At 59.3% G+C, this 25545-nt stretch carries 21 protein-coding genes and 3 pseudogenes; 13 read left to right on the forward strand and 11 right to left on the reverse strand.

Translation table 11 applies throughout. The annotated features are described in order from the left end of the window. Nucleotides 1-178: 178 nt before the first annotated feature. The 6 genes from QF118_RS05985 to QF118_RS06010 all read left to right on the forward strand — a co-directional run bounded on the left by QF118_RS05985 (nt 179) and on the right by QF118_RS06010 (nt 6646). Nucleotides 179-853, forward strand: a complete 675-nt coding sequence (locus QF118_RS05985) for a PDDEXK family nuclease (protein ID WP_282301731.1) — start codon at nt 179-181, stop codon at nt 851-853. Further along, nucleotides 853-3111 (forward strand): TnsB C-terminal domain-containing protein, encoded by a 2259-nt coding sequence (locus tag QF118_RS05990; protein WP_282301732.1) that lies wholly within the window; start codon nt 853-855, stop codon nt 3109-3111. The genes QF118_RS05985 and QF118_RS05990 overlap by 1 nt, the downstream gene beginning before the upstream one ends. 5 nt (nt 3112-3116) lie before the next feature. Beyond that, the gene (locus tag QF118_RS05995; protein WP_282301733.1) at nt 3117-4067 is read left to right on the forward strand and encodes a TniB family NTP-binding protein; all 951 of its coding nucleotides are present in this window, start codon (nt 3117-3119) and stop codon (nt 4065-4067) included. Between the two features lie 52 nt (nt 4068-4119). Next, the gene (locus QF118_RS06000; protein ID WP_282301734.1) at nt 4120-5949 is read left to right on the forward strand and encodes a TniQ family protein; all 1830 of its coding nucleotides are present in this window, start codon (nt 4120-4122) and stop codon (nt 5947-5949) included. An 86-nt stretch (nt 5950-6035) separates the two neighbouring features. Continuing rightward, nucleotides 6036-6260 (forward strand): AbrB/MazE/SpoVT family DNA-binding domain-containing protein, encoded by a 225-nt coding sequence (locus tag QF118_RS06005; protein WP_282301735.1) that lies wholly within the window; start codon nt 6036-6038, stop codon nt 6258-6260. Continuing rightward, nucleotides 6257-6646 carry a type II toxin-antitoxin system death-on-curing family toxin gene (locus QF118_RS06010; protein ID WP_282301736.1) on the forward strand — a complete coding sequence of 130 codons (390 nt, stop codon included), beginning with the start codon at nt 6257-6259 and terminating at the stop codon, nt 6644-6646. The genes QF118_RS06005 and QF118_RS06010 overlap by 4 nt, the downstream gene beginning before the upstream one ends. 366 nt (nt 6647-7012) lie before the next feature. Here the strand turns inward: QF118_RS06010 and QF118_RS06015 are convergent, their stop codons facing one another. The 5 genes from QF118_RS06015 to QF118_RS06035 all read right to left on the reverse strand — a co-directional run bounded on the left by QF118_RS06015 (nt 7013) and on the right by QF118_RS06035 (nt 11403). After that, complete coding sequence (locus tag QF118_RS06015; protein WP_282301737.1) at nt 7013-7549, reverse strand: hypothetical protein; 537 nt, start codon at nt 7547-7549, stop codon at nt 7013-7015. Between the two features lie 41 nt (nt 7550-7590). Beyond that, a complete protein-coding gene (locus QF118_RS06020) occupies nt 7591-8523 on the reverse strand; it encodes an IS5 family transposase (RefSeq protein WP_282299042.1) in 933 nt (310 codons plus the stop codon). A gap of 270 nt (nt 8524-8793) precedes the next feature. Beyond that, the gene (locus QF118_RS06025; protein WP_282301738.1) at nt 8794-9552 is read right to left on the reverse strand and encodes an ABC transporter permease; all 759 of its coding nucleotides are present in this window, start codon (nt 9550-9552) and stop codon (nt 8794-8796) included. Further along, the gene (locus tag QF118_RS06030; protein WP_282302418.1) at nt 9552-10343 is read right to left on the reverse strand and encodes an ABC transporter ATP-binding protein; all 792 of its coding nucleotides are present in this window, start codon (nt 10341-10343) and stop codon (nt 9552-9554) included. The genes QF118_RS06025 and QF118_RS06030 overlap by 1 nt, the downstream gene beginning before the upstream one ends. Nucleotides 10344-10395: 52 nt before the next feature. Further along, the gene (locus tag QF118_RS06035; RefSeq protein ID WP_282301739.1) at nt 10396-11403 is read right to left on the reverse strand and encodes an ABC transporter substrate-binding protein; all 1008 of its coding nucleotides are present in this window, start codon (nt 11401-11403) and stop codon (nt 10396-10398) included. 250 nt (nt 11404-11653) lie between these two features. Here QF118_RS06035 and QF118_RS06040 point away from each other — a divergent pair. Together QF118_RS06040 and QF118_RS06045 are read left to right on the forward strand one after the other, a co-directional pair. Then, nucleotides 11654-12625: pseudogene (locus QF118_RS06040) on the forward strand (IS5 family transposase). Between the two features lie 113 nt (nt 12626-12738). Then, nucleotides 12739-12825: pseudogene (locus QF118_RS06045) on the forward strand (IS5/IS1182 family transposase); the annotation flags it as partial. A 456-nt stretch (nt 12826-13281) separates the two neighbouring features. On the opposite strand, the gene QF118_RS06050 reads toward QF118_RS06045, so the two are convergent. Both QF118_RS06050 and QF118_RS06055 read right to left on the reverse strand, forming a co-directional pair. Continuing rightward, nucleotides 13282-14553, reverse strand: a complete 1272-nt coding sequence (locus QF118_RS06050; protein ID WP_282301740.1) for a ribulose-bisphosphate carboxylase large subunit family protein — start codon at nt 14551-14553, stop codon at nt 13282-13284. Beyond that, a complete protein-coding gene (locus QF118_RS06055; RefSeq protein WP_282301741.1) occupies nt 14550-15929 on the reverse strand; it encodes a four-carbon acid sugar kinase family protein in 1380 nt (459 codons plus the stop codon). Before QF118_RS06055 ends, QF118_RS06050 begins: the two co-directional genes overlap by 4 nt. Nucleotides 15930-16044: 115 nt before the next feature. Between QF118_RS06055 and QF118_RS06060 the strand changes: the two genes are divergently transcribed. Beyond that, nucleotides 16045-16875 (forward strand): phosphogluconate dehydrogenase C-terminal domain-containing protein, encoded by an 831-nt coding sequence (locus QF118_RS06060; RefSeq protein WP_282301742.1) that lies wholly within the window; start codon nt 16045-16047, stop codon nt 16873-16875. 195 nt (nt 16876-17070) lie between these two features. Beyond that, on the forward strand, nt 17071-17796 hold the full coding sequence (gene nanR, locus QF118_RS06065; protein WP_282301743.1) for a transcriptional regulator NanR: 726 nt from the start codon (nt 17071-17073) through the stop codon (nt 17794-17796). Nucleotides 17797-17935: 139 nt separating this feature from the next. On the opposite strand, the gene QF118_RS06070 is transcribed toward nanR, so the two are convergent. Then, on the reverse strand, nt 17936-19129 hold the full coding sequence (locus tag QF118_RS06070) for an ROK family transcriptional regulator (RefSeq protein ID WP_282301744.1): 1194 nt from the start codon (nt 19127-19129) through the stop codon (nt 17936-17938). Nucleotides 19130-19308: 179 nt separating this feature from the next. On the opposite strand from QF118_RS06070, the gene QF118_RS06075 reads away from it, so the two are divergent. From QF118_RS06075 to QF118_RS06085, 3 genes are all read left to right on the forward strand, one after another. Then, the gene (locus tag QF118_RS06075; RefSeq protein ID WP_282302419.1) at nt 19309-20328 is read left to right on the forward strand and encodes a sugar ABC transporter substrate-binding protein; all 1020 of its coding nucleotides are present in this window, start codon (nt 19309-19311) and stop codon (nt 20326-20328) included. A 99-nt stretch (nt 20329-20427) separates the two neighbouring features. Beyond that, nucleotides 20428-21513, forward strand: a complete 1086-nt coding sequence (locus tag QF118_RS06080) for an ABC transporter permease (RefSeq protein ID WP_282301745.1) — start codon at nt 20428-20430, stop codon at nt 21511-21513. Next, nucleotides 21510-22319 carry an ATP-binding cassette domain-containing protein gene (locus tag QF118_RS06085; RefSeq protein WP_282301746.1) on the forward strand — a complete coding sequence of 270 codons (810 nt, stop codon included), beginning with the start codon at nt 21510-21512 and terminating at the stop codon, nt 22317-22319. The genes QF118_RS06080 and QF118_RS06085 overlap by 4 nt, the downstream gene beginning before the upstream one ends. Before the next feature lie 623 nt (nt 22320-22942). Here QF118_RS06085 and QF118_RS06090 read toward each other — a convergent pair. From QF118_RS06090 to QF118_RS06100, 3 genes and pseudogenes are all read right to left on the reverse strand, one after another. Beyond that, a pseudogene (locus QF118_RS06090) lies at nt 22943-23626 on the reverse strand (transposase); the annotation flags it as partial. A 53-nt stretch (nt 23627-23679) separates the two neighbouring features. Then, on the reverse strand, nt 23680-24612 hold the full coding sequence (locus QF118_RS06095; protein ID WP_282299042.1) for an IS5 family transposase: 933 nt from the start codon (nt 24610-24612) through the stop codon (nt 23680-23682). Between the two features lie 39 nt (nt 24613-24651). Further along, nucleotides 24652-25029 carry a hypothetical protein gene (locus QF118_RS06100; RefSeq protein WP_282301747.1) on the reverse strand — a complete coding sequence of 126 codons (378 nt, stop codon included), beginning with the start codon at nt 25027-25029 and terminating at the stop codon, nt 24652-24654. Between the last annotated feature and the right edge of the window lie 516 nt (nt 25030-25545).

Here is a 25545-nt window from a genome sequence, read left to right on the forward strand (position 1 = left end):
GTAATGGAAACGCATTGTTGATTTCTGAAAATTCTCGATCGACCAATGTCCCGCTCGGACACGCTCGGCAGGCCCAAATCGCACTCTGCCGAGCATCGTGAGGACGCAGAAGCGCCACGGATGATGCCGAGCTTTTCGGGCATCCGCCTCACCGATAAATCGAGAGCGGAGACGACAGATGCATGTCACGCCAACGGGTGGCCGGGTGCTGCCGAAACAGACGGTCTACCTGCGCAAGGTTGCCAAGGGACGCAAGGAACACTTCACAGGGCATTTCGTCGTGGGTGAACCGGGAGACGAGCGCATTCTGGACATCGAGAGCCATACCGAACTGATGGTGGGGCTCGTTCTGAGCGCCCGCCGCGACGTCGTCGCGCTCGAAAATCAGGTGCCATTCCGCTGGCTTGCAGACAACGGGCGGCCAGCCACGCATTTCTTCGACTTCCGGGCAAACCTTGCTGATGGGACGCGGATCGCCGTCATGGTCAAGAGCGCTCACCGCCTGAAATCCGAGCGCCTGCGCCGCGAGTTGGAAGCCGTCGCCCGGCAAGTGACGCCGGACTTCGCCGATCGAGTCGTGGTCATGACCGAAAAACACCTCGACCGGATCGAGGTGCACAATGCCGAAATCATGCACGAGATGCGTGAAAGCGAGCCGTCAGTCGATGCTGCGGCACGGCGGGAAATTCAAGCACTGCATGGTGAAATCAGCATTGATCGCTTGCAGGACGCCATCGGTGCCGGTGGCCAAGGGTTCCGCGCAATCGTGCGGCTCCTGCGGACCGGGGTTCTCGAACTCGCTGGCCCCCAGCGTATTTCCCCAGACGCGATTGTCCGTCGGAGGACCATCTGATGCTCGATTTCCTGCCCAGCAATATCACTCCCAAGTACGCCCTGGAAATCGGTGACGAGGTTATCCTCGACCGCAATTCGTGGGTCGTGCGTGACGTTCGAGAAGACCGTTTCATCTTTGTCCAGAAATTTGGCAGCCAGCTTGCGCAGGAGTTCACCAGCGCCAACCTGGCGCTGCATATCGCCAAGGGAACGATGCAACACATCCCGTGTCGCCCGGTCCATATGTCATCCAGAACGACGGATCTGGCCATTGCCGAGTTTCTCGCCTCGCGAACGGCAGAGGAACATAAATCGGCAGAGCGTCGAGAAGCGTTGGTGCTCGCCATGCAGCAGCTGCATCGCGAGAAGAAACTGAAGTACACCGACGAATCCATTGCGGCTGCAAAGAATGAAATTCGTGCGCTGGCCACGGATTTCTACGGACGAGTCATCGATGGCGACACCCTCACGCCTGAGTGGCACAGTCCCAGGACCCTACGGCGCTGGTTGAAGGCATACGATATTGGCGGCCTGACCGCACTCTATGACGATCGCCGGGCCCGTGGCTTCCGCGCACCGCGCTTCACTGCCGAAGTCAACGCGTTGCTTCAGCCGATCATCATCGGCTACATGTCTCCGACCCAACCGACCAAAGCCACCGTTTGGGAAAACGTGAAATCGGCATTCCGTTTGGAGAACGCGCGACGCGAAGCTGCTGGCGAACCCCTGCTGGATATGCCGTCGCGGGAAACGGTACGACAGCGGATCGATGCGCTCGATCCGTTCGAGGTGATGGTGCATCGAAACGGCATTCAAGCCGCGCGCCGTGCTTTCGCGCCGGTCGGTCAGGGGCTCGACATCTACCGTCCATTGCAGCGGGTCGAGATCGATGAATTGCGCATTGACCTGATGACGTACTTGAAGACCTCCGGTCTGCTCAATCATATGACGATTGAGGAAATCAAGGCTCTCGGTCTTCATGGCAAAAAGGCCGTTCGCGTCCTCGTGACCGTCGCAGTCGACGTCGCTACCCGCTGTATCGTCGGCATGAAGATGTCGCTCGAAGGCAGCAGTGACAGCGCCCTTCAATGTGTCGAGATGATCCACGAAGACAAGGGCATCTACGCTGACGCAATTGGTGCGTTCAGCCCCTGGCACATGCACGGGAAGCCCGGTGTCATCGTGACCGATTGTGCGAAGTACAATATTTCCGGCAGGACAAAACAAGCTATCGCTGCGCTTGCTGGCAATCTCGAGCATTGTCCGGCTGGAGAACCCGCGATGAAGGGGACCATCGAGCGCATTTTTCAAATATTGGCAACGAAACTGCTGCCGCGTTTCAGTGGACGGACGTTCAGCGATGTGGTGCAGAAGGCCGGGAATGACCCGCAAGAGACAGCGGCACTGACCATTGAGGAGCTGTGCGCCGTGCTCGTCCGCTGGGTCGTCGACATTTATCATCGTACGCCGCATCGCGGACTGGGCGGAGAGACACCGCTCGACGCATGGAACCGCATGGTCGCGCAGTACGGCGTTACGCCGTCCGCTGACAAATCGGCGCGCAGGATCGCATTTGGTAAGGAAGAGACCCGCGATCCGCAGCGCAATGGTCTGACCGTGATGCAAATTCCTTATCATGACGAGCGCCTTGCCGCGTATTTCATGCACAAGAAAAAAAGAGCTCTCCGCCTGCGCTGGCATCCCAACGATCTTGGTACGATTTCTGTGGAACTCGACGGAGATTGGGTCGACGTGAAGGCAGTTCCGGCATGGGCGCAGGGGTTGAAAGCAGCGATCTGGGAGAAGACTCTGCGCGAGCTTTCCGCCCGACGGAGGCGTGGTGAGGAGGTATCGGGCCTCATCGTCGCGAGGGCCATTGCGGAAATCACTGCGCTGCATGCTGATGCCATGCGGCGTGAGGGCATCCTGGTCGAGACCTGGACCGAGGAGCGTCTCCGCAGGGTCGAGGAAACTGCCATCGGCTTTGCCGACTTCGGCGATACCGAGGCGAAGCCCGCGAACGAAGGCGACATGCTGGCTGGTGGTTACGGCATATCTCTGAGCACTGCCGGTGCGCACACGAAGGCCGACCTTGACGTGGTGGAGCACTCTGCGGAACCGCCGCTTGATATTTCGGAAACCATGTCTGCCGAAACCACCCCGGACTCTTTTTCCGTACCGGAGCCTTCGAACGCACATCCACTTCGTCGACGGAGCAGACGCAGTGCAGCTGAAAAGTCCGGCGATGCTGATGATGGATTCACTTTCGAGGACTGACCCCTATGTGCTTTGACCAAACCTCTCCCTGCCATGATCTCGGCCAGGAACTGCGCGATGCGTACATCGCTTCCGGCCGCGACGAACAGTTCGGACTTGTCTTCGACGGTCTCCTGCGTACCGACGGGGACGGCCAAGTCCTGCCGATGCCGCGCCACTTCACCGACACGCAGGAAACCCGTGGTGTCATGGTTGTCGCGAAATCCGGTGCTGGTAAGACGCGGATGATCAGCCGCGCCTTGGCACGCCATCCGGCGCTGCAGCCGGACGAGACCCGCCTCCGTCCTTGGATCATGGCGCGGGTGCCCAGCCCTGCAACCACGAAGGGCCTTGGCATCGCGATCCTCGAAGCTACGGACTATCCGTGCTCAGGAACGAAGCGCGTCGAGCGCGAAATCTGGAGCATGGTGCGGCACCGCCTCGCCGAACTTGGCACGATCGCACTATGGATCGACGAGGCGCAGGATCTTTTTGGCAAGAAAGATGCGAGCGAGACCCGCAACATCCTCAATTTGCTGAAAGCCCAGATGCAGGGCGAAGGTTCAGTCATCGTCATCCTCAGCGGCGTCGAAGAGTTGCAACAGATCGCTGCAACGGACCGTCAGATCACGCGACGCTTCAAGAAAATGCACCTGCAGGACATCAGCGCCGGGACAGACAACGCCATGCTGCGCGGTATCGTCGAGAGTTACTGCCGCAAGGCTGGCCTGGGTGCGCCCACGTTTGCCGACGAACTGCTCGGTCGAATGGTTCATGCGGCTCAGTCGCGCTTGGGGCAGTTCATCGAAAACCTGCTGAATGCGATCGAGATCGCGCTCGACGAAGGCGCAACCGCTTTGGATCGCGGACATTTCATCGAAGCGCACGCTGCCGAGACCGGCTGTACGCCGACAGACAACGTCTACATGAGTAGCAATTGGTCGCGCGTCGACTTGGACCGCGTTCCCGCACTCTGACGCACTCGAGCGCTTCTTTCTTCTTTCCCGCCATCCCCCCGGAGACGATCCCATGCCCCATCTCATGCCGCACTTTGCAATGGACGCCTTCGAGTCCGCTCTGTCCTTCGCCGCGCGCCTTGCGGCGTTCCACACCGGGGGCCGGTTGACGGCATTCCTGCGCGATATCGGGATCGCACCGATGTCGTTGGTGTCTGGTGAGCCCGACGCCATCGCACGGCTGGCTGAGGTGTCGGGTGTTGAACAAGCGGAGCTGGAGCGGAACACGCCTGTGCGCGTAGGGAAGCGATCCTATCGTTTGCGAGGGCAGGTGTTTCCGGCGGAATTCTTCGTTCGCCCAAAAACAGCGTGCTGTCTGGCTTGCCTGCAATCCGACGATGCGAGAGGCTGCAAGCCCGCCAAAGTGCGTCGGCATCAATGGCACTGGGCGTTGGACGTGGTCCGGACTTGCCCCGAGCACGGCATCGCTATGCTTCGCCTGGACAAAGATTTTCACGATGGCGAGCTCCATGAACTCGGTTACCGCGCTCCCGCACCGGGCGCGGCGTTGCTCGCCGCAATCGAAGCGCAGCCCACGCGCCCGGTTTCGCCGTTGCAAACTTATGTCATCGGCCGTCTCAAGGGGCATGTCGGCCCCGCGTGGCTGGATTCCCAGCCTGTCGATTGCGTGGTGCGCGCATCCGAATTGCTTGGCGCGGTGCTGGCCTTTGGACCCAAAGTAGACCTGCAGGTGATGACCGACGACCAGCGCGAAGAGGCCGGTCGCGCGGGTTATGAGGTCATGGCTCAGGGGGCGGACGCTGTACGCGACTGCTTGCATGGTATCTTCGACGCCTTCCAGCACGACAGCAGCAAGCCGGGCCCGCAGAAAATTTTTGGCCGCCTCTACACAGCCATGAGCGGTGCTCGCACGCTCGGCAAGCATGGCGCATTGACTGACATTCTGCGGGCGGTGATCTTTGACCGCTTCGCGCTGGCCTCTGGCACTGAGATCCTTGGCGAGGCCCTCGGCGAACGTCGCCTGCATACGGTATCCTCACTGGCCTCCGAGCAGGGCCTCGACCCGCGCACTCTGCGCAAGCTGTTGGCCGCACGCGGTCTCGTGCCGTCCGAAGAGCAGACACATCATGCTTTCGACGCTGAGCAGGGCCGCGCGGTTGCAGCGACCATGCAGCGTATCGTGACTGTCATCTCGCTGCCAAAGGCCCTTGGCTGCGCGCGCCCGTTGGCGGATCAGCTGATTGATGACCGCCTGCTCGCTCCGCTGGCGGGCGACGGCCCGGATGCTTCGGGCCGTACCCGCAAGGCCGTGGCCCAGGATGCAATCGACGAACTTCTGTCGCGCGTCGCAGAGACGGCTCCGCTCATGTCCTGTGCCCCGGACAACTATGTGCCGCTGGCGAAAGCCGCAGAGAAAGCCAAGTGCCGTGCCGTCGACATCCTGCATCTGCTTTTCGGCGGCCACCTTCGCGGCGCAGTGCGTTCTGAAGGGGAGGGGCTGGGAGCCCTTCACGTCGATCCGGTGGAGGTGAAATCGCTGGTCCGGGATCTTCTGACCAACATCTCCTCCGCCAAAGCATATGCGATGCTGCGCATCCCGGCCGCGGCAGGGTGGGCTCTGGTGGATCGGGGCGTGCTGCCTTCTGTGACGGTCATGCCGAAGCAGGGAACCCACGTCATTCATCGTTTCGATGCTGAGGAAGTTGCCGCAGTCGCGGAGACCCTGATCAGCGAAGCCCGCACCCTGGATATGGTCGGGATGGGCGCGCAGGCATTCTCTCGGCACATGCGCAACGCCCGGGTTCGGCCTGCGTTTTCAGCCGCCGAAATCGGTGTAAACCTCTACCACCGTGCCGACACACATCGCATCCTCGGCATTTAACATAATGGGCCCTATCGGCCCGGAGCTGAACCTTGCCTTTTGCAACAGTTTGGCGTATATACTTTCGTGAATACGGAGGCGAGGCAATGATCGAAACAAGAATCCGCAAGGTCGGCAACTCTGCAGTGATGACCTTGACCACTGAGATGCTGACGATCCTTGATGCAAAGGAGGGGGACACTCTCTTTGTCGTGCGCGGCGACGACGGCAGTCTCAAGCTTTTGGCACACGACCCGTCAGTAGCAGACGCACTCGCCGCGGCTGAAGTCGTTATGGATGAGAACCGGGATATGCTGCAAGCGTTGGCATGAGCCGGTTTACTTGGGTTCCCATCGCTGCAGTGACGATCATCCATGACCGGCAAATTGCTCGCCATGGAGGTGCGTCAGGTCTGCGGGATCAGGCGCTGCTGGAGATGGGTTGCGCACGGGCGATGAACTTAGCGGCTTACACTGACGCCGGTCTCGCCGAGGTCGCGGCAGCTTATGCGTTCGGAATTGCAAAAGCGCATGCATTCGTCGACGGGAACAAGCGGACAGCTTTCGTCACCGCAATCACGTTCCTACGAATGAATGGTTTCACATTCCGGCCAGACCCAGTCGACGGTGTGCGCGCGATGGAAGGCTTGGCATCCGGAGACGTGACCGAAGCTGAATTTGCCGAATGGCTTTCTGTCGGCGTGTCGCCGCTCGACTGAAGTTTTCAGAACCTACGACATCAAGTAGCCCTGCCGTCCCATCGGCGGGGCTTTTCGCTTGTTGACCGGGACAATCCTCGGTTGCTGATCGCTCTCGGGGACAGGACAGGTATCGCTTGCAGAATGGACACATGCACCGCGCGTTCGGCAGTTCAAGTCAACGCAAACAATCGGTTGGCTGCGGAGAATGGACGTTTATTGCCTGCGCCGACAGTTGTGTTTGTCGTCCGACATGCATTGTTGGGTTTTGCGACAAAAGCTGTGTTTTTAAATTGGCGACGGACAAGGGCTGAATTTCGATCCCAAGCATGAAACAGGGCGGCGTGATTTGCGCCGCCCTTTCAGTTTCATGCATGATCGTCTGGATTAGCTGCCGAGGACCTGCTCGACTTCGGATCGCAGGTACAGGTAGCCGTAGTCGGCACCATCGGGGCTGAATGGCAGCACGCCAGCATCGCGGAGTTTCGGCGCCAGGCTCTGCCAGGTCACCGCATGCGCCTTCGCGAGAGTTCGGAGCGTTACGAACCGCTCGTGGAACACGGCGGCATCTTCCTTCGCGATGTAGCGCTGCATCGCCTTGGTCCGCGGGTTGCGGATTTCGGTCGACGGCAAATGGCCGTTCTTCACCAATCGATTTATAAACACCGGCTGGGCCAGGCCCACGGCCTTGGTGAAGAGCTCGAAGGACAAGGCGGCGGGTTCATCGAGCCCGAGCGCCTGGACGACCTCTTCATGGTAGACATGGACGGAGCCATAGCCATGAAACTGGGCATTACGGGCGACGCGTTGGATCCGACCTTGCCGTATCGCCTGAATAATCTCTGCCGGACGGACCTTGAGCCGCTGGGCGGCCTTCGCGATGGTTTCCCAACCATGCTGTGCCTGTTGGAGGCTCTGTTGCACAAATCGGCTGAACGCCGAGTTTCCCCTTTCCCCGGGCGGACTTATCCTACGACTTCCGTGACGGGCATGCCGAGCGCGGTGTAGCCGTTCAGGACGGCAATGCGGACCTGGAGTTCCGCGACCTGGCGGTCGAAGTCCCGCGCCATGAGCCGCTGGCCCAGCAACTTCATACAATGCATTTTTGTCTCGACGCGGCTTCGGCGGTGGTATCCGCTCCATCGTCGCCAGAGTGCGCGGCCCAGGTATTTCGCCGCGCGCAAGGCCTCGTTTCGCGCCACGGCTCCGGCGGTGATCGTCTTCCAGGGCTTCGCGTTTTTGCGGGGCGGGATGACGGCATGGGCGCCGCGATCTGCAATCGCATCGTGGCATTTGCGCGTGTCGTAGGCGCCATCAGCCGTGACGCTACCGATTTCCTGGTCCTGCGGGATTTGGTCGAGAAGGTCGGGTAGGATCGGCGCATCACCGATGTGGCTCCCGGTGATTTCGACGGCCCGAACCTCCAGCGTTTCCTCATCAATCCCCAAGTGGATCTTGCGCCAGACGCGGCGTTTAGGGCCGCCATGCTTGCGGGCGTGCCACTCGCCTTCGCCCTCGACCTTGATCCCGGTGCTGTCTATCAACAGGTGCAACGGCCCCTTGGAGCCGCGGTATGGGATGTTGACGGCCAAGGTCTTCTGGCGGCGAGATAGCGTGCTGAAGTCGGGCACCGTCCAGTTCAGACCGACCAGCTGCAGCAGGCTCTCGACGAACCCGGTCGTCTGCCGGAGCGCCATGCCGAACAGCACTTTCATCGAGAGGCACGTCTGTATGGCGGCGTCGCTATAGCTCTGCTGGCGGCCACGCCTGCCTGTCGGCACGGCATCCCAGATCATCTCAGGGTCGAACCAGATCGTCAGCGAGCCCCGGCGCTTGAGCGCTTCATTGTAGGCTGGCCAGTTTCTGGTCTTGTAGGTCGGGGGTATGGGTCTGCTCATGCATCCCAGCTACCACGCTGGATTCACGAGATGAATCCCTCACGCGATTTGTGCAACAGAGCCGCAACAGAGCCAAGTGGCATCCCCAACTCGACTAAGCGTGACACAAACGGAGACCATATTTCGCAGTTTTGAAAACTTCTATTTTCCCTCGAAGCGGACATTGACCATCTTTTCAGTATGACAATATCTCCCGTGCTTTGCATACAAAGCCGGAACTCAAAATCGACACATATTTTTGCACATTAATACTAGCGCGTCGCAGTCAGGTCAGTGGCCTTCCCGATCGGCCCAACCTGCGAATGATCGTTCCAGAAAAATCACAGCGTAATACAGCAAGATACCGAGCACAGCCAAAGCGATGAGCACTGCAAACATCAATGGGTAATCGCCATTGGTCTCGCCAGATTTGAACAAGGCACCAAGCCCACGTCCATGCGGGCTGACGATCTCGACCAGGTTTGTGCCTATAAAAGCCAGCGTTGCAGATACTTTAAGAGCGCCGAAAAACTCTGGCAGCGTCTTGGGCAGTGCAATCTTGCGGAAAATCGTAAAGCGTGACGCCCCTAGCGCGCGCAAGATATCCCGATATTCGGGTTCTAACGTCGATAGCCCGATCCCGACGGAAACTGCTATAGGAAAGAAGGAGATCATGAAGGCCATGAGGATGGTGTTAAAATCATGCTGGCCAATGAAGATCAGCGAAATAACCGGCACGAGAGTCGCCTTGGGGATCGCATTGAAACCCACGAGTAGGGGATAAAGCGCGTCTCGGGCAAGTTTTGAGAAGCCAATGATCATGCCGATCAACGTGCCGACGATCACGGCCAAAAACAGCCCGACAACCGTCCGCCAGAGCGTTTGCCACCCCATTAGAAAGAACAGTTCCTTGTATTTCCAGAACGCAGGCGGAAGGTCTGACGGGGACGCCATTTTATAGTTGGGCCAGCCGTTGGCCCAAACCAGCAGTTCCCATAGCCCAAGAAAGACTAGAATTGCGAGGACGGGTGTCGCGATCTTGCTCAGCATCAGGCCGCACCCTCATCGCTGCGCCCTTGGGCAATTTTGATTTGGTCACGAAGGACATGCAGCATGTCACCAGCTTCGGGTGTGAACAGGACATCCAGTGTTCTGTCGGCGGGCAAATCAACATCCATCACATATTGGGTCCGCGCAGGACGACCGGAGAGCACGATCACCTGATCCCCGAGAAACACGCTTTCGCGTAGGTCGTGGGTGATAAGGACGGCTGTGAACGGTTCTGCTGCGCGCAGGTCACGCATGGTTTGCCACAGGTCTTCACGCGTAAACGCGTCAAGCGCGCCGAACGGTTCGTCAAGGATCAAGACTTCGGGTTTATGCACGATTGACCGACAGAGGGATGCGCGTTGACGCATGCCACCGGACAGTTCAGAGGGACGCTTGTTTTCAAATCCGGCAAGCCCGACCATCTCAAGCAGTTCCATTGCACGGTCAATGCGGTCCTTGCCGGGCATCTTCGGGGCCACGATTTCAAGCGGCAGAATGACGTTCTCCAAGATCGTGCGCCATTCCAATAGGACAGGATTCTGAAACGCCATGCCGACGGTCTTGCGCGGACCGGTAACGCGTTCGCCATGCAGCCAGACCTCGCCTTCGTCCGGTTTCATCAGGCCAGCAACCAGTTTCGTCAGCGTGGATTTACCGCAACCGGACGGGCCAACGACCGCGGCAAAGGTACCAGCAGGGACCGACACATCAAGCCTGTCCAGAACGGGCAAAGGCCCGCTCGCCGTTTGATAAGCGTGCCGCGCGTTTCTGATTTCTATGAGATTTTCTATGGGATTGCCTTCGGGTGTCTGGGGGGGCGCCCTTTAAGCGCCCCCAAGTCTTTTATTGCAGCATCAGGCTGCCGTCGGCCGGCAGATAGCTTGGATCGAAATACAAAGATGCATCAGGTTCGTTGACGAACTCGTAAACCGATTTGGTCTGTTCGATTGCGCTGGCCATACGGCCTGCATCAATGCCGCCCATGCCGTTTTCGATTACGTAATCCGTGAGGACGTTCGCATCGATAGCCATTTGCAGACGTTCGGTTTCAAGTGCTGCATCCGCGGCCGGATTTCGCTCCATCAAGGATTTAATCGCAGCGTCAGGTGCTGCAATCGCGTCTTTCCACCCCATCGCGACAGCGCCAAGGAAGGCAGTGACCGCTTCGGGATTGGCTTCGGCGAAGTCAGTGTTGACGATAATCGCGTTGCCATACAGATCGACACCGTAGTCGGCCATCAGCATAACCGAGATGTCATCCTCTTCGACACCCAAGCGTTTCAGGTTGAGCGTGGACGAGAATGAAAAGCCGGTGATGGCTGCGACATTGCCTTCGGCCAGCATCGGTTCGCGCGTTGGGAAACCGACGGGTTCGACCGTGATCGCATCTACATCAATTCCGGTTTCCGCCGCAAAAATCGGAAACTGTGCCCAAGCGCCATCGGGGGGCGGCGCGCCGAGGATCTTTCCCTCAAGGTCGGACGGCTCGGTGACGCCCAAAGACGGGCGTCCGACGATCGCGAATGGGGGTTTGTCGTAGACCATCATCACGGCCGTGACAGGTGCGCCGGGGTTTTGGTCAAGAAAACGCATCAGGGAGTTAATATCAGCGAAACCAATCGGGAACGCCCCCGTCGCAACCTTGGGGATAGCGTCCAAAGATCCAGCACCCTCACTAATTGTCACCTTCAGATCAGCGTCAGCAAAATAGCCCGCATCCAGTGCGTGGAAATATGGAGCTGATGGCCCCTCAAACTTCCAGTCCAGTGCAAATGGCATTTCGGTGTCAGCAAGTGCAGGCGTCGTAAGTACGGCAGCAAAGGCTGCCATCAACGTTTTCTCAAATCTCATTATACGTCCTCAGGAGTGTAGCTCGTCGATGACCAGGACAGGAGCATCGCCTTGTTTCCAGAAAACGCTCACATGGATTTAACGGAACTTTAATTTAAGTCTGCAATATGGGCAAATTATGCGGCGACGCCTAAATCTTGAGCAATGCGAAAAATTGTCCAGGAAGCGGCGGGCTTCGATCAGAACGGGCTATGTTGCACAAATCCTGCCAGGGATTCATATCGTGAATCCAGCGTGGTAGCTGGCATGCATGAGCAGACCGCCCCCCCGACCTACAAGACCAGGAACTGGCCGGCCTATAACGAGGCACTCAAGCGCCGTGGCTCGCTGACGATCCCCTGACCGGCAGGCATTCCGAAGAAATATCCCGAGAGGTTGGTTCGATCCCGCCATGAGCTGGGATACCGCGCCGACAGGCAGGCGTGGCCGCCAGCAGAGCTATAGCGACGCCGCCATACAGACGTGCCTCTCGATGAAAGTGCTGTTCGGCATGGCGCTCCGGCAGACGACCGGGTTCGTCGAGAGCCTGCTGCAGCTGGTCGGTCTGAACTGGACGGTGCCCGACTTCAGCACGCTATCTCGCCGCCAGAAGACCTTGGCCGTCAACATCCCATACCGCGGCTCCAAGGGGCCGTTGCACCTGTTGATAGACAGCACCGGGATCAAGGTCGAGGGCGAAGGCGAGTGGCACGCCCGCAAGCATGGCGGCCCTAAACGCCGCGTCTGGCGCAAGATCCACTTGGGGATTGATGAGGAAACGCTGGAGGTTCGGGCCGTCGAAATCACCGGGAGCCACATCGGTGATGCGCCGATCCTACCCGACCTTCTCGACCAAATCCCGCAGGACCAGGAAATCGGTAGCGTCACGGCTGATGGCGCCTACGACACGCGCAAATGCCACGATGCGATTGCAGATCGCGGCGCCCATGCCGTCATCCCGCCCCGCAAAAACGCGAAGCCCTGGAAGACGATCACCGCCGGAGCCGTGGCGCGAAACGAGGCCTTGCGCGCGGCGAAATACCTGGGCCGCGCACTCTGGCGACGATGGAGCGGATACCACCGCCGAAGCCGCGTCGAGACAAAAATGCATTGTATGAAGTTGCTGGGCCAGCGGCTCATGGCGCGGGACTTCGACCGCCAGGTCGCGGAACTCCAGGTCCGCATTGCCGTCCTGAACGGCTACACCGCGCTCGGCATGCCCGTCACGGAAGTCGTAGGATAAGTCCGCCCGGGGAAAGGGGAAACTCGGCGTTCAGCCGATTTGTGCAACAGAGCCCCCTGTTGGCAAAAGTGATTCACACCGCGGCGTGGGCGTGATTCAAGCTGGTATCTGCAATGGAGACCAGCTTGGCACGAGACCTGATGTCGGACGAGGAATGGAAGTTCTTTGAACGGTTCATCCTGACGATCCGCGCCCCGAACGACTTGGCGTTGCCGGAGAGACCCGAGCCGCAAAATCAGCAACTTCGACCGACTTCTTCAACACTATCCGCCGCCCCTCCATTCAATGCATGCCCCGTCTGGGTGCTGGGGTCTTAATGCTGACCACGCTGTGTCCGTCTATCGGCTCCTAAAGGGATCGTATCCCTGCCGCGTTGTGTGAAGCCTGAGGCGGTCCCCGAAAACCGGACACTGGCGCAAGCTCTGATTTGTTCTCTGCTGATCTTCACAACGAAGGAGATCGAAGATGTCGAAACGAAAGCAGCAAGTTCGGGCCAACCTGAAAAGTACTGCGCCATCGGTGCTCTGAGGCTCTGTGCATGCCGCTACACTGCGGGGCGGCAACGACTGAGGCGACAAAGGTCTACCAAGTTGGATCGCTTCACTGTCTCTGCCCGCCTCAACGTTGACGCAGCAAGATGAAAGGCGCCGATGCGATCAGGAGTGTCCTACCCGGATATCTGGCCGGCTAAAGGTTTTCAAGGCTGCCTTCAGTTCCGAGTGCTGGCTGGCGAATTCCTGAATGTCGATGCCTCGGCGCGCGGCCTCCGCCGCTTGGCGCAAGGCGATGACACCAGCGCCTGCGCCTGCCGGGTGGCTCATGATCCCTCCTCCTGCGCAAAAGATGAAATCGTCGTTCCCCAGCAAACAGCGGGCGGGATCAATCTGCCAAATGGTCTGGCCGGAAGAATAGACAGGCATGGCAATATGGGCCGGGCCGGTGTCGCAGACAGGCGTCTGAACCGACTTGGCGGATTGTGCGATGACGCTGTCTTCTTCGGTGAATTTGTTCGCCAGGCCGTTCACGTGAAGATGGTCCGCGCCTGCAAGCCGCCACAGTTTTTGCATGACCGGAAAGCTGATCCCGACGTCGGGCGAGCGGGAATAGATGCCCCAGCCGGCGCGGTGCCCATGGATTGTCATGGAAGACCGCTCTCGCACGGCGCGCAATCCGGTCAGGCCGACGGAATTCATGCAGACCATCGCGCAGGTGCCGCCATGCTTTTCCAGCAGGTCAAGATTGCGCCACATCTGGTCGATCTCGTCAGTGATGTTGAACGCATACATCACCTGCTTGCCGGTCTTGTCGGCATGCGCTTTGAGAACGCGGCTGACCTTTGCAACCCGCTTGTCAAAGGGACAATGCGGGCCGTTGGCCTGCAATTCGTCATCCTTGATGAAATCAATGCCGGCATCCACAAGCGTCTGGACCAGCGCCGCAGTCTCGGACGGATTCAGCCCGACGCTGGGTTTGATGATGGTTCCGATCACTGGGCCCTTGTGCCCCCCCAGGAAGTCGCGCGTGCCTTGGGCCCCGAATTGCGGACCGGGGTGGTCGAGGGCAAAGGCGCCGGGCAGGTGCATGTCGATCAGGCGGACCGCCGAAAGCTCGGCCAGTTCGAACAGGTTGCCAGCCAGCGTCGACAAAAGCGTCGGCAAGGAGGTGCCGAAATTTTCCAGCGACCAGCTGATCGTCACGGTGCCGCGTTCATAGCTGTCGCCGGTCTTGCGGCATGGCAAGGATGGCGTGGCAGAGGTGCCGGTGATCTGGATGTTTTCGATGCGCGCAGCCGAGCGTTCCCGCAACGCATCGGTTTCGGCCGCAAGCCGGGTGAATGTGCCGGTCGACTGCTCTCCGGCCAGCACCTGGGCGGCACGGGCGACACCCACGGGCGATTCAATGTCATATGTCGCGGTAATCCGGTTCATCGTGTGCCTCCTCCGCTTCGGATCCATCCGAAGTAATCTGGGCTGCCCATCTGGCCGCCCTTCAGTGCCAATTCCAGGCCGTCCATCGGGCCGTCTGCATGAGCGCGGAACAAGGACGCGCCCGGGATGGTGGGGGCCAGCGCCGACAAGGCAAAGATGCCAAGCTGTCGGGTGGCATGGCCGGATGTGTCGCCGCCCGAGACGACGGCCCGCCTTGTGTCGCTGCGCACAAGGCTGAGCTTCAGGATGCGGCCAAGCGCCTCTCCGACACGCTGGTTGGCATCGGCCATGGACAGGGCAGCGCCCTTTGCTGCCTGCCTGAAACGATGGACAGCCGGATCATCGGGACCTTCGGCGGTATGAACCAGCGGATCGGAGCCCCGAGCCAGCGCAGCAAGGCAGGCTGCGACGCATCGTTCGACCTCGCGCTCCAACGCGGGGGCTGGTGCGCAGGCGCAGGTTGCATCGAAGGCAATCGACGCAAAGCCGTTGGCCTTGGCCCATGCGATCTGATCGGCAGTTGTCGGAGAGACCGAGCCGGAGACCACGATCATCCTGTCAGATGTTCCGATCCCCTGGGGTGGCGGTGCATCCGCGATCCAGCCCATGTCGCGCCAGTGCCGTACCAGCGCATATTCCACCCCCTGAGAACCAACCACAAAGGGGTTGGCATGCCGCGCCTCCCATATCAGGCGGCCGGCGATTGTTTCCGTTCTTGCGTCCACGGAATCAAGGGTGATCGCCGCAATCCGCCCGGGCATCGATGGCTGCATGGGCAGGGCTGCGCCGGCCAACATCTGTTCCATCGACAGGCACCGCGCGTCCAGCTTGTCCGACTGCAGGGCGATATGTTTCGCAACGTCGGATTCATTCATCGGTGTGACCGGATGGCGCGACATGACGGGGTGGCGGTCAAGCCGATAGACAGACCCTTCGAACCCCGCGAAAAGATGACCAAAGGATTGGTACCGGCGCATCTGCGGTGCGGCGACAAGGACGGGCACCGCAGCGGGCGCAAACAATTCCGCGCCAATTTCCATGGCGCGCCCGATAGACCCCACCGTCGGCGAAGAATCAAGGGTCGAGCAGACCTTGTAGTGCATCAATGCCGGCTTCAGCGCGGCGAGGCGTGCAAAGATGCCGGGCAGCTCGGCGTCCATCCAATCGGGCGATTGCGCCCGCGCGGTGGAGGCGACCCCAATGCCTTTGAGGTCGGGATAACGGGCCAGTTGGGCGTCGCTCGGCGGATCCAGGAACAGCATCGCCTTGAGACCTGCGAAAGTCAGAACCTCCATCACTGCGGCGGCCCCCGTGAAGTCATCCCCGTACCAGGCGACCAGTGGTCCAGCAGGCAATTGGATGTGCGGTTGCGTCATCGTGCTGTGCCCCTGCGCCCGAGAATTGAATTGACATACAGACATGCTTAGTTACTGATCATACCAGTTGTCAAATCAATCCCGCGTTCATGGCGGGACCTTGGGAGGGGAAGACATGACAAAGCTGGCCTTGTTCGGAGCGGGCGGCAAAATGGGGATGCGCCTTGGCGCGAACCTTGCCAAGACCGATGAGTTCGAAACCATGCATGTCGAGGTCTCCGACGCCGGAAAGGCGGCTGTCCGCGAGGCTTTCGGCGTTGACTGCGTCGATGTCGATGTGGCCCTGGATGGCGCAGACATCATCGTTCTGGCGGTTCCTGACACCGTCATCGGAAAGGTGTCGCACGGCATCATCGACAAGGTAAAGCCGGGTGCGATGATCTTTGTACTGGACGGAGCGGCGCCTTTCGCAGGCCATCTGCCCAAGCGGGATGATGTGACCTATTTCGTGTGCCATCCCTGCCATCCGCCCATCTGGAATGACGAGAAGACTTCCGAAGGCCGACGTGACTATTTCGGCGGCATTGCGGCAGAGCAAGGCATCGTCAACGTCCTGGTGCAGGGCCCAGAGAGCGATTACGCCCTGGGAGAGCGGGTTGGGAAGGCAATTTACGCCCCGGTCGCACGGTCGCATCGCGTCACGCTCAAGCAATTTGCCCTGCTGGAACCCGGTCTGTCCGAGACGGTCAATGGCTCGTTGATGAAGGTTCTGCGGATGGCGATGGACGAAGTCGTGAAGAAGGGCGTGCCCTACGATTGCGCCCGCGACTTTCTGCTGGGGCATATGAATATCATGGGGGCGGTCATGTTCGACCAGCACAAGGGCGTGTTTTCGGATGCGGCCAACAAGGCGATCGAATTCGGCATTCCTGTTTTGATGAAGGACGACTGGCTGCGTTGTTTCGACGACGACGAAATCGTGGCAAGCGTCAAGCGGATCACTTGAGCCACCCTTGGCCGGGCGATCCGCCTTGGGCCTTTTGTTCGGGGCCGCGATCACGGCCTTGATCATCACTGCGGTCTTGCCGCGGATAGCGCCCATTCCACGGCAAGTGATGCAAAGGCTGAAATGGGCGCTTACTGGTCGGCATGTCATACATGTGAAATTATGGTTTTGATGTGAAACGAAAGATGCCAGCACATGCCCGCAGACGCGAAGTTTCCCGACATGGACGCGCCCATTGTCCGAAAGAAGCTGTCCGACCAGGTCTTTGAACGGCTATGGGCGATGATCCAGTCCGGAGAGTTGACCCCCGGTGATGCAATGCCGTCAGAGCGTGCCTTGATGGAGCGTTTTGGTGTCGGCCGCCCGGCCGTGCGCGAGGCGCTGCAATCCATGGCCAACAAGGGACTGATCTCGATTTCCCACGGGGAGCGCAGCAAGGTCAACAAGCTGACGCCGGGGATTGCCTTTGATCAGGTGGACGACATTGCGAAACTGTTGTTGTCGAGCGAACCGTCGAACATCGAAAATCTCAAGCAATTCCGCAAGATCCTCGAGGCGGGGTCGGTACAGATCACCGCTCGGTCCTGCAGCGCCGAGGAGATTGCCGAACTGCGGGGACTGGTCGAAGCGCAACGCAGCAAACTTGGTCAGGACCGGGCCTTTATCGAGGCGGACATCGCCTTTCATGTGGCGATCGCGCGGATGACCGGAAACCCCCTGTTGCAGGCCGTGACACAAGCGATGCTGTCCTGGTTGTCAGAGTATTACAAACCGGTCCTGCACTGGTCGGGTCGTGAAAACACTACCCTGCATGAGCATGGCAAGATCGTGGATTTGCTTGAACGTCATGATGTTGCAGGGGCGGTCACCATGATGGGCGACCACCTCGAACGATCAGATCCGCTGTACGAGCCCAATTAGTCAGACTTAAGCAGGCAGTGCTCGCCTTCATGTTCGAAAGGCCAGCCCTGGCATGCCGGGTGTCCACTGGCTGCCTTCGACGCCAGCGTTCTCGGATTGGTCGCAAACTACTGGCCTGAAAACCCGATCTGTCCCATATCTAAGGTTCATCCAGCCGGGCATTGAGCATGAATTGCGCACCAATTGGCCGCGTTGCGGCGCCGATTGCCCGGGCTTTGCCCCCGATGCTGCCGGCTTCGATGCGGGGCGGGATCAGGCCTCGGGTGTCCTGGGTCACGACGTATCGCCGTACCCGGTTCACAAGGTCCTCTCGCACGCTGGAAGGGAAAGACCCGTCAATCACAATCGCCTCGAAGTCGATGACCGAGCATGTGGAAAGCGCGGCCTTGGCCAGTTCCTGCGCGGTTTGGCCAAGCCAAGGATCAACATAGCGTGACAGTGAATGCCAGCTTTCGGGATCGGTCCAAAGCTGTTGGGGGTCAAGATCCACCTCGCGCAGGCGCAACTCCAGTTGGCGGATAGAGGCCATGTCGATCAGCTGCATGCTTTCACCGTTCGGCCCGATACTGCGCAACGACCCAAGCGCGCCCGCGTTGCCCTGTCGTCCCTCATAGACCGAGTTGTTCAGGACGACGCCACCGCCGATGAAGGCACCGATGAAGAAATAGGCGTAGTCGCGGAACTCCTTGCCGCGGCCGTAGGTATGTTCTGCCTGGCAGGCCGCAGTTGCATCATTCATGAGGTAGACCGGCAACCCGATCCGCTGTTGGGTGACCTCTTTCAGATCGATCTCTTTCCAGGGTCCATAGGCCGCAGAAGGCATTGCGGCGGCATCCGACCAATTCCACATCTCGAAGGGGGCGGCGATGCCCAGCCCGCAAACGCGCGCAGCATTTGAGGGCGTCATGCTGCTGGTGATGTCCCGCACGCCTTCTTCGAAAAACGCGAAGATGTCGGCAGGTTCGGGAAAGGTGTAAGTCATCTGGCGCTCGTGCCGCGGCGCGCCGGTGAAATCTATCAACACCAGATCCGCAGACCGCCGTCCGATTTTCAAACCGAAAGAAAACACGCCGTCCGGGGCCAGCCGCATCGGGATTGACGGTTTGCCAACCTTCCCGCGGACGGGATCACCACGCTCAAGCAGGCCCTCTGCCTCAAGTCGGCGCAAGATGCTCGACACCGTCGGGGGGGAAAGCTCGGCCAGCCTTGCAAGGTCACTTCCAGCCATCGGGCCGTTGCGTTGCAGCAACGACAGCAAAAGGCGTTCGTTATGATCGCGAACACCTTTCTGGCTTAGCCCAGTGCTGATTGATCTGACCAACCCGTCATCCATGCGCAAACTCTATGCACCTCCTTGCTCATCAAGAATAGCCCAAATCAATTAATAAATAAAGTTAACTTATAAATTGACAGATGCGCCCGAATCGCGCTTTTTAAGGGCAACGGCAGCATTTTTGGTCGTTGACCGCGTGGGGTGGAGGCCCCGCAGCACACTTGTTCTGGGAGGACATCATGAAGAAACTTCTTGTCGGTACTGCGCTTGCAGCCATCACATCCGCCGGCGCCGCTATGGCAGATAGCCACGGTGTTTCGGCGTGCCTGATCACGAAAACCGATACCAACCCGTTCTTTGTAAAGATGCGCGAAGGCGCTGAAGCTGCCGCTGCAGAAGCCGGCATCACTTTGCGTTCCTATGCCGGCCAGGTGGACGGTGACCATGAAACCCAGGTTGCCGCCATTGAAACATGCATCGCGGATGGCGCCTCGGGCATTCTGCTGACCCCGTCGGACACCTCGTCCATCGTCGGCGCGGTACAACAGGCCCGCGACGCCGGCCTTTTGGTCATCGCGCTGGACACGCCGCTTGACCCGATCGATGCCGCAGATGCGACATTTGCCACCGACAACTTCCTTGCTGGTGAACTGATCGGGCAATGGGCTGCTGCGCAACTGGGCGACGATGCCGCGAACGCGCGTATCGCCCTGCTGGACCTCGCTGTCAGCCAGCCCACCGTTGGCGTTCTGCGCGATCAGGGTTTCCTGCAGGGGTTCGGGATTGATCTGGCTGATCCCAATGTGAACGGCGACGAAGATGACCCGCGCATCGTTGGCAACGACGTGACCGCAGGCAACGAAGAGGGTGGCCGCAAGGCGATGGAAAACCTCCTTGCCGTCGATCCGTCGATCAACGTCGTCTACACGATCAACGAACCGGCAGCCGCTGGCGCCTACGAAGCGTTGAAATCCATCGGTCGCGAAAACGACGTGTTGATCGTCTCTGTCGACGGTGGTTGCCCCGGTGTCCAGAACGTTGCCGATGGTGTGATTGGCGCGACATCCCAGCAGTATCCTTTGCGCATGGCGTCCTTGGGGATCAAAGCCATTGCCGCATATGCGGCTGACGGCACGCTGCCGGAAAACACGCCGGGCAAGGATTTCTTCGACACGGGTGTTGCGCTGGTGACAGACAAGCCGGCCGAAGGCGTCGACAGCATTTCCGTTGCTGAAGGCAAGGATCTTTGCTGGGGCTAAGACTGTGCCACTGACTTGCGAAAGGGCGGGAATTTCCCGCCCTTTCTATCAATCGGGGTAGGCTCACCCCGCGACTCAGGGAAATTGTGGGGATCCACCATGTCAGGCAACGCTGATGACTATGAAGCCGTCGTAAAGGCTTCTGCCACCGAAGGGGTGGCCGAATTCGAAGGACGCAAAGGCGTCTTGGTCCACATCCAGCATGCGCTTCACGTCAATCCGGCCCTGGTGCCGCTGTTCGTCCTTGTGATGTCGATCATCCTGTTCGGGCTGTTGCTCGGCTCCAAGTTCTTTTCTCCGTTCGCGCTGACGCTGATCCTGCAGCAGGTGCAGATCGTCGGTATCGTTGCCGCCGCGCAAAGTCTTGTAATCCTGACCGCCGGAATTGATCTGAGCGTCGGCGCCATCGCCGTGCTTTCGAGCGTCATCATGGGGCAATTCACGTTCCGATACGGCATTCCTGTCGAAATCGCGGTGATCTGTGGCCTGGCGTTTGGTACGGCCATCGGGTCGATCAATGGCTGGCTGGTTGCCGTCATGAAACTGCCGCCCTTCATCGTGACCTTGGGTATGTGGCAGATCGTTCTGGCGGCCAACTTCCTGTATTCCCGCAATGCCACGATCCGCAGCCAGGAGATCGAGGCCGAAGCACCCTTGCTGCAGTTTCTTGGCACAACCTTCAAAATTGGCGCAGATGCGGATGGCCGTGGAGGCGCGACATTTACCTACGGCGTGATTGCCATGGTCCTGATCTTTGCGCTGCTCTTCTATGTCCTGAGCCAGACCGCCTGGGGTCGCCACCTTTATGCCGTGGGCGATGATCCGGAGGCGGCGCAGCTGTCCGGCGTAAACGTCAAAGCCACCCTGATTTCCGTCTACGCGGCAACCGGCTTTATCTGCGCCATCGCGGGATGGGCCCTGATCGGCCGGATCGGTTCAGTCAGCCCGACCTCGGGCCAGCTGCTCAATATCGAAAGCATCACCGCCGTGGTGATTGGCGGCATCTCTCTCTTCGGTGGGCGCGGGTCCATTCTGGGGCCGTTGTTTGGTGCGCTAATCGTGGGTGTGTTCACGCTTGGCCTGCGCCTTGCCGGCGCTGACGCACAATGGACCTACCTGCTTATCGGCGCGCTTATCATTGGGGCTGTCGCGGTTGACCAATGGATCAGAAAGGTTTCGGCATGACACTTATGGAAAACATCGCGAACGGGTCCATTGAACCCATCCTCAAGGGTCGCGGACTGGTCAAGCGATACGGTCGCGTCACTGCCCTAGACCACTGCGATTTCGACCTCTATCCCGGTGAGATCCTTGCCGTGATCGGTGACAACGGGGCGGGAAAGTCATCTTTGATCAAAGCGGTTTCGGGCGCAATCGTACCGGACGAAGGCGAGGTCTTTCTTGAAGGCAAGCAGGTGCATTTCACGTCACCGACCGACGCACGCAAGGAAGGGATCGAAACCGTTTATCAAACCCTTGCCATGTCGCCCGCGTTGTCCATCGCCGACAACATGTTCATGGGGCGCGAGTTGCGCAAACCCGGGTTTCGCGGCAAATACCTGCGCCAGTTGGATCGCAAGCGAATGGAGGACATCGCCCGCGAAAAATTGACCGAACTGGGTCTGATGACCATCCAGAACATCAACCAGGCCGTTGAAACCCTGTCCGGCGGCCAACGTCAGGGCGTTGCGGTTGCGAGGGCGGCGGCGTTCGGTTCAAAGGTCATCATCCTTGACGAACCGACAGCGGCATTGGGCGTCAAGGAATCCCGCCGCGTATTGGAAATGATCCTGGACGTGCGGTCGCGTGGCATCCCGATCATCTTGATCAGCCACAACATGCCGCACGTGTTCGAAGTCGCAGATCGCATTCACGTCCACCGTCTGGGCAAGCGGCTTTGCGTCATCGACCCCAAGGATTACACGATGTCAGACGCAGTGGCGTTCATGACCGGCGCGAAAGAGGCACCCGCCGAAGTGTCCGCATCGTGATCTGACGGCGCGTGGGACGGACATGGATCTGATCCATACTTGCCGATGACAGACCATGGTCATTGTCACTCCAGACCTCACACAAGAGCCTGGGACAAATGTCCAAGCGGCCCCATTGCGGGCCGCTTCATCTGCTTTGCGATCAGGGTCTTGGTGCCGAGCGGTATGGCTAATGATCTGCGCCTGCCAGTCCCTCACTTAGAAGACAAGCATGCGCGTTGGCGCTCTGCTCCCCAACGCTGGACCAGCGGAAGTCTGCTTCGAGCCCACGTTGACTGATGCTGCGCAATGTGTGAGCGTCTGCTATCTGGATCGAAGAAACTATGTCTGACGATTGAATATTGATCGTTCCCAAATCTCCACAGCATGTTCCTTCAAAGAAGGAAACTAGGTGTTCAGTCCCGGCATCTGGTAGATTGCGCAGACCAACATCTTCCACTCCAAGAATGACATTGGCCGAAAAATCGGTTGCGACGATTTCGTTAACTCTCCCACAGGAAGTTTTTTTGATCGCAACTCGCCCAGCCTAACCCGGAGATTGAGCGAAACATGTCCGTCGTCATATAAAATGGGACATCAGAGCGGTTTGAGCATTGGAGGCTCTGGCTCTTTGGTTGGATTGATTATGCCGCCTGTTTTTGATGTTGCAAACGGCGGTTTCGGATTGTCAGTTTCTTGATCTTCTCTCTTTCTCGCAGGATGGCTTTGTCCCGCCCGAAGTAGACGTCTGCGGGTGTGACGTTGTTCAGGCTCTCGTGGTATCGCTGGTTATTGTAGTAGTCGACAAAGGCCCCGATCTGGCGTTCAAGATCACCGGGCAGGTAGTAGTTTTCCAGCAGAACCCGGTTCTTCATGGTCTGGTGCCAGCGCTCGATCTTGCCTTGGGTTTGCGGATGGAACGGCGCTCCGCGAACATGGTCCATCTTCTGTTCCTCCAGCCATTTGGCCAGATCACCAGAGATGTAACAGGATCCGTTGTCGCTGAGCAGATCGGGCTTGAGACGCACAACCGCCTGATCACAACCTGACGCCGTCAGAGCCAGTTTGATCGTGTCCGTCACATCCTCGGCCCGCATATTTGTGCAGAGCTTCCAGGCGATGATGTAGCGGCTGTAGTCGTCAAGGATGGTGGACAGGGAGTACCAACCCCAGCCGATGATCTTGAAGTAGGTGAAGTCGGTCTGCCACATCTCGTTGATGGCCGTGGTCTTGTCCGTGAACTCGTCGGCGGCCTTGATCACCACATAGCCCGGAGCAGTGATCAGATCGGCCGCCTTCAGGATGCGGCAAGCCGATGATTCAGAGAGGCTCTGTTGCACAAATCGGCTGAACGCCGAGTTTCCCCTTTCCCCGGGCGGACTTATCCTACGACTTCCGTGACGGGCATGCCGAGCGCGGTGTAGCCGTTCAGGACGGCAATGCGGACCTGGAGTTCCGCGACCTGGCGGTCGAAGTCCCGCGCCATGAGCCGCTGGCCCAGCAACTTCATACAATGCATTTTTGTCTCGACGCGGCTTCGGCGGTGGTATCCGCTCCATCGTCGCCAGAGTGCGCGGCCCAGGTATTTCGCCGCGCGCAAGGCCTCGTTTCGCGCCACGGCTCCGGCGGTGATCGTCTTCCAGGGCTTCGCGTTTTTGCGGGGCGGGATGACGGCATGGGCGCCGCGATCTGCAATCGCATCGTGGCATTTGCGCGTGTCGTAGGCGCCATCAGCCGTGACGCTACCGATTTCCTGGTCCTGCGGGATTTGGTCGAGAAGGTCGGGTAGGATCGGCGCATCACCGATGTGGCTCCCGGTGATTTCGACGGCCCGAACCTCCAGCGTTTCCTCATCAATCCCCAAGTGGATCTTGCGCCAGACGCGGCGTTTAGGGCCGCCATGCTTGCGGGCGTGCCACTCGCCTTCGCCCTCGACCTTGATCCCGGTGCTGTCTATCAACAGGTGCAACGGCCCCTTGGAGCCGCGGTATGGGATGTTGACGGCCAAGGTCTTCTGGCGGCGAGATAGCGTGCTGAAGTCGGGCACCGTCCAGTTCAGACCGACCAGCTGCAGCAGGCTCTCGACGAACCCGGTCGTCTGCCGGAGCGCCATGCCGAACAGCACTTTCATCGAGAGGCACGTCTGTATGGCGGCGTCGCTATAGCTCTGCTGGCGGCCACGCCTGCCTGTCGGCACGGCATCCCAGATCATCTCAGGGTCGAACCAGATCGTCAGCGAGCCCCGGCGCTTGAGCGCTTCATTGTAGGCTGGCCAGTTTCTGGTCTTGTAGGTCGGGGGTATGGGTCTGCTCATGCATCCCAGCTACCACGCTGGATTCACGAGATGAATCCCTCACGCGATTTGTGCAACAGAGCCGGATGACGGAGTCAAAAAGGAGTCTGCGAACTTCTTGCTGAGCTTGAACCGAACCGTCTTTCCCTCGATCTCGACTGAATGCAGGATATTCTGTGAGGCCAGCTCATCGCATGCCGACCTGAGCCACCGGTTGTCTCGGGCCGTTTCGGGGCCAACTGCTGCGGAGATCAGGCTGGCACGGCAGCGATGTTCTTTGGGAAATATGCTGGGCACAAGTTTCATCTGACCCTTAACGGTGCGGTCGAACGCGAAGAGCAGGCCATGGATCAGTCTCAGTGCGAGAAACGTGCGGTCTCCGTCCGCAAGGAAGCGCAGCACGGGCTCGGGAGCTATGTATCTGTCGTTGATGGGCATCGGGGACTCCATTCATGTTGTTGCCCAATGCAATTGGTCCCCTGAGCACCCCGTTCAAAATGCAAGTCGCCCCGTTTTCATGCTGTGTCACCCCGCAAGCCTGATTGCTCAATCCGTAGAGGTGACGTGCGGCCTTGCATCTGTGGGCTGTGAAGCCCGGACTTCTGTCTTTTGCGCACTGAGCGGGGAGTCCGCAGAACCCGTTTTCCGGGGCGCAGGGAGATGTCATGATATTGTTTTTACGTAATTTTCCCAGGAATGAATTCCATGAAGACCACCATCTATAGAAGAGTCATGACGATGTCTTTTCATTTAAATGGCTCATGGCCCTCATCATCAGTCCGGGCGGCGCTTCTGGCTGAGCGCCGCCCGGATTGATGGCGGGGCCACGGAGCGGGCGAACCTGGGGCGCTACTGTCGAAAGTGCCGGGGCTGGGTGCTTCCGAGAGCAGCGCATCCAAGGAGGCAGTGCTCGAGAACAAGAATTCGACATGCGCCGATTGGACTGGAATATCC

The organism is Tropicibacter oceani, from assembly GCF_029958925.1.
Classification (GTDB): Bacteria; Pseudomonadota; Alphaproteobacteria; order Rhodobacterales; family Rhodobacteraceae; genus Pacificoceanicola; species Pacificoceanicola oceani.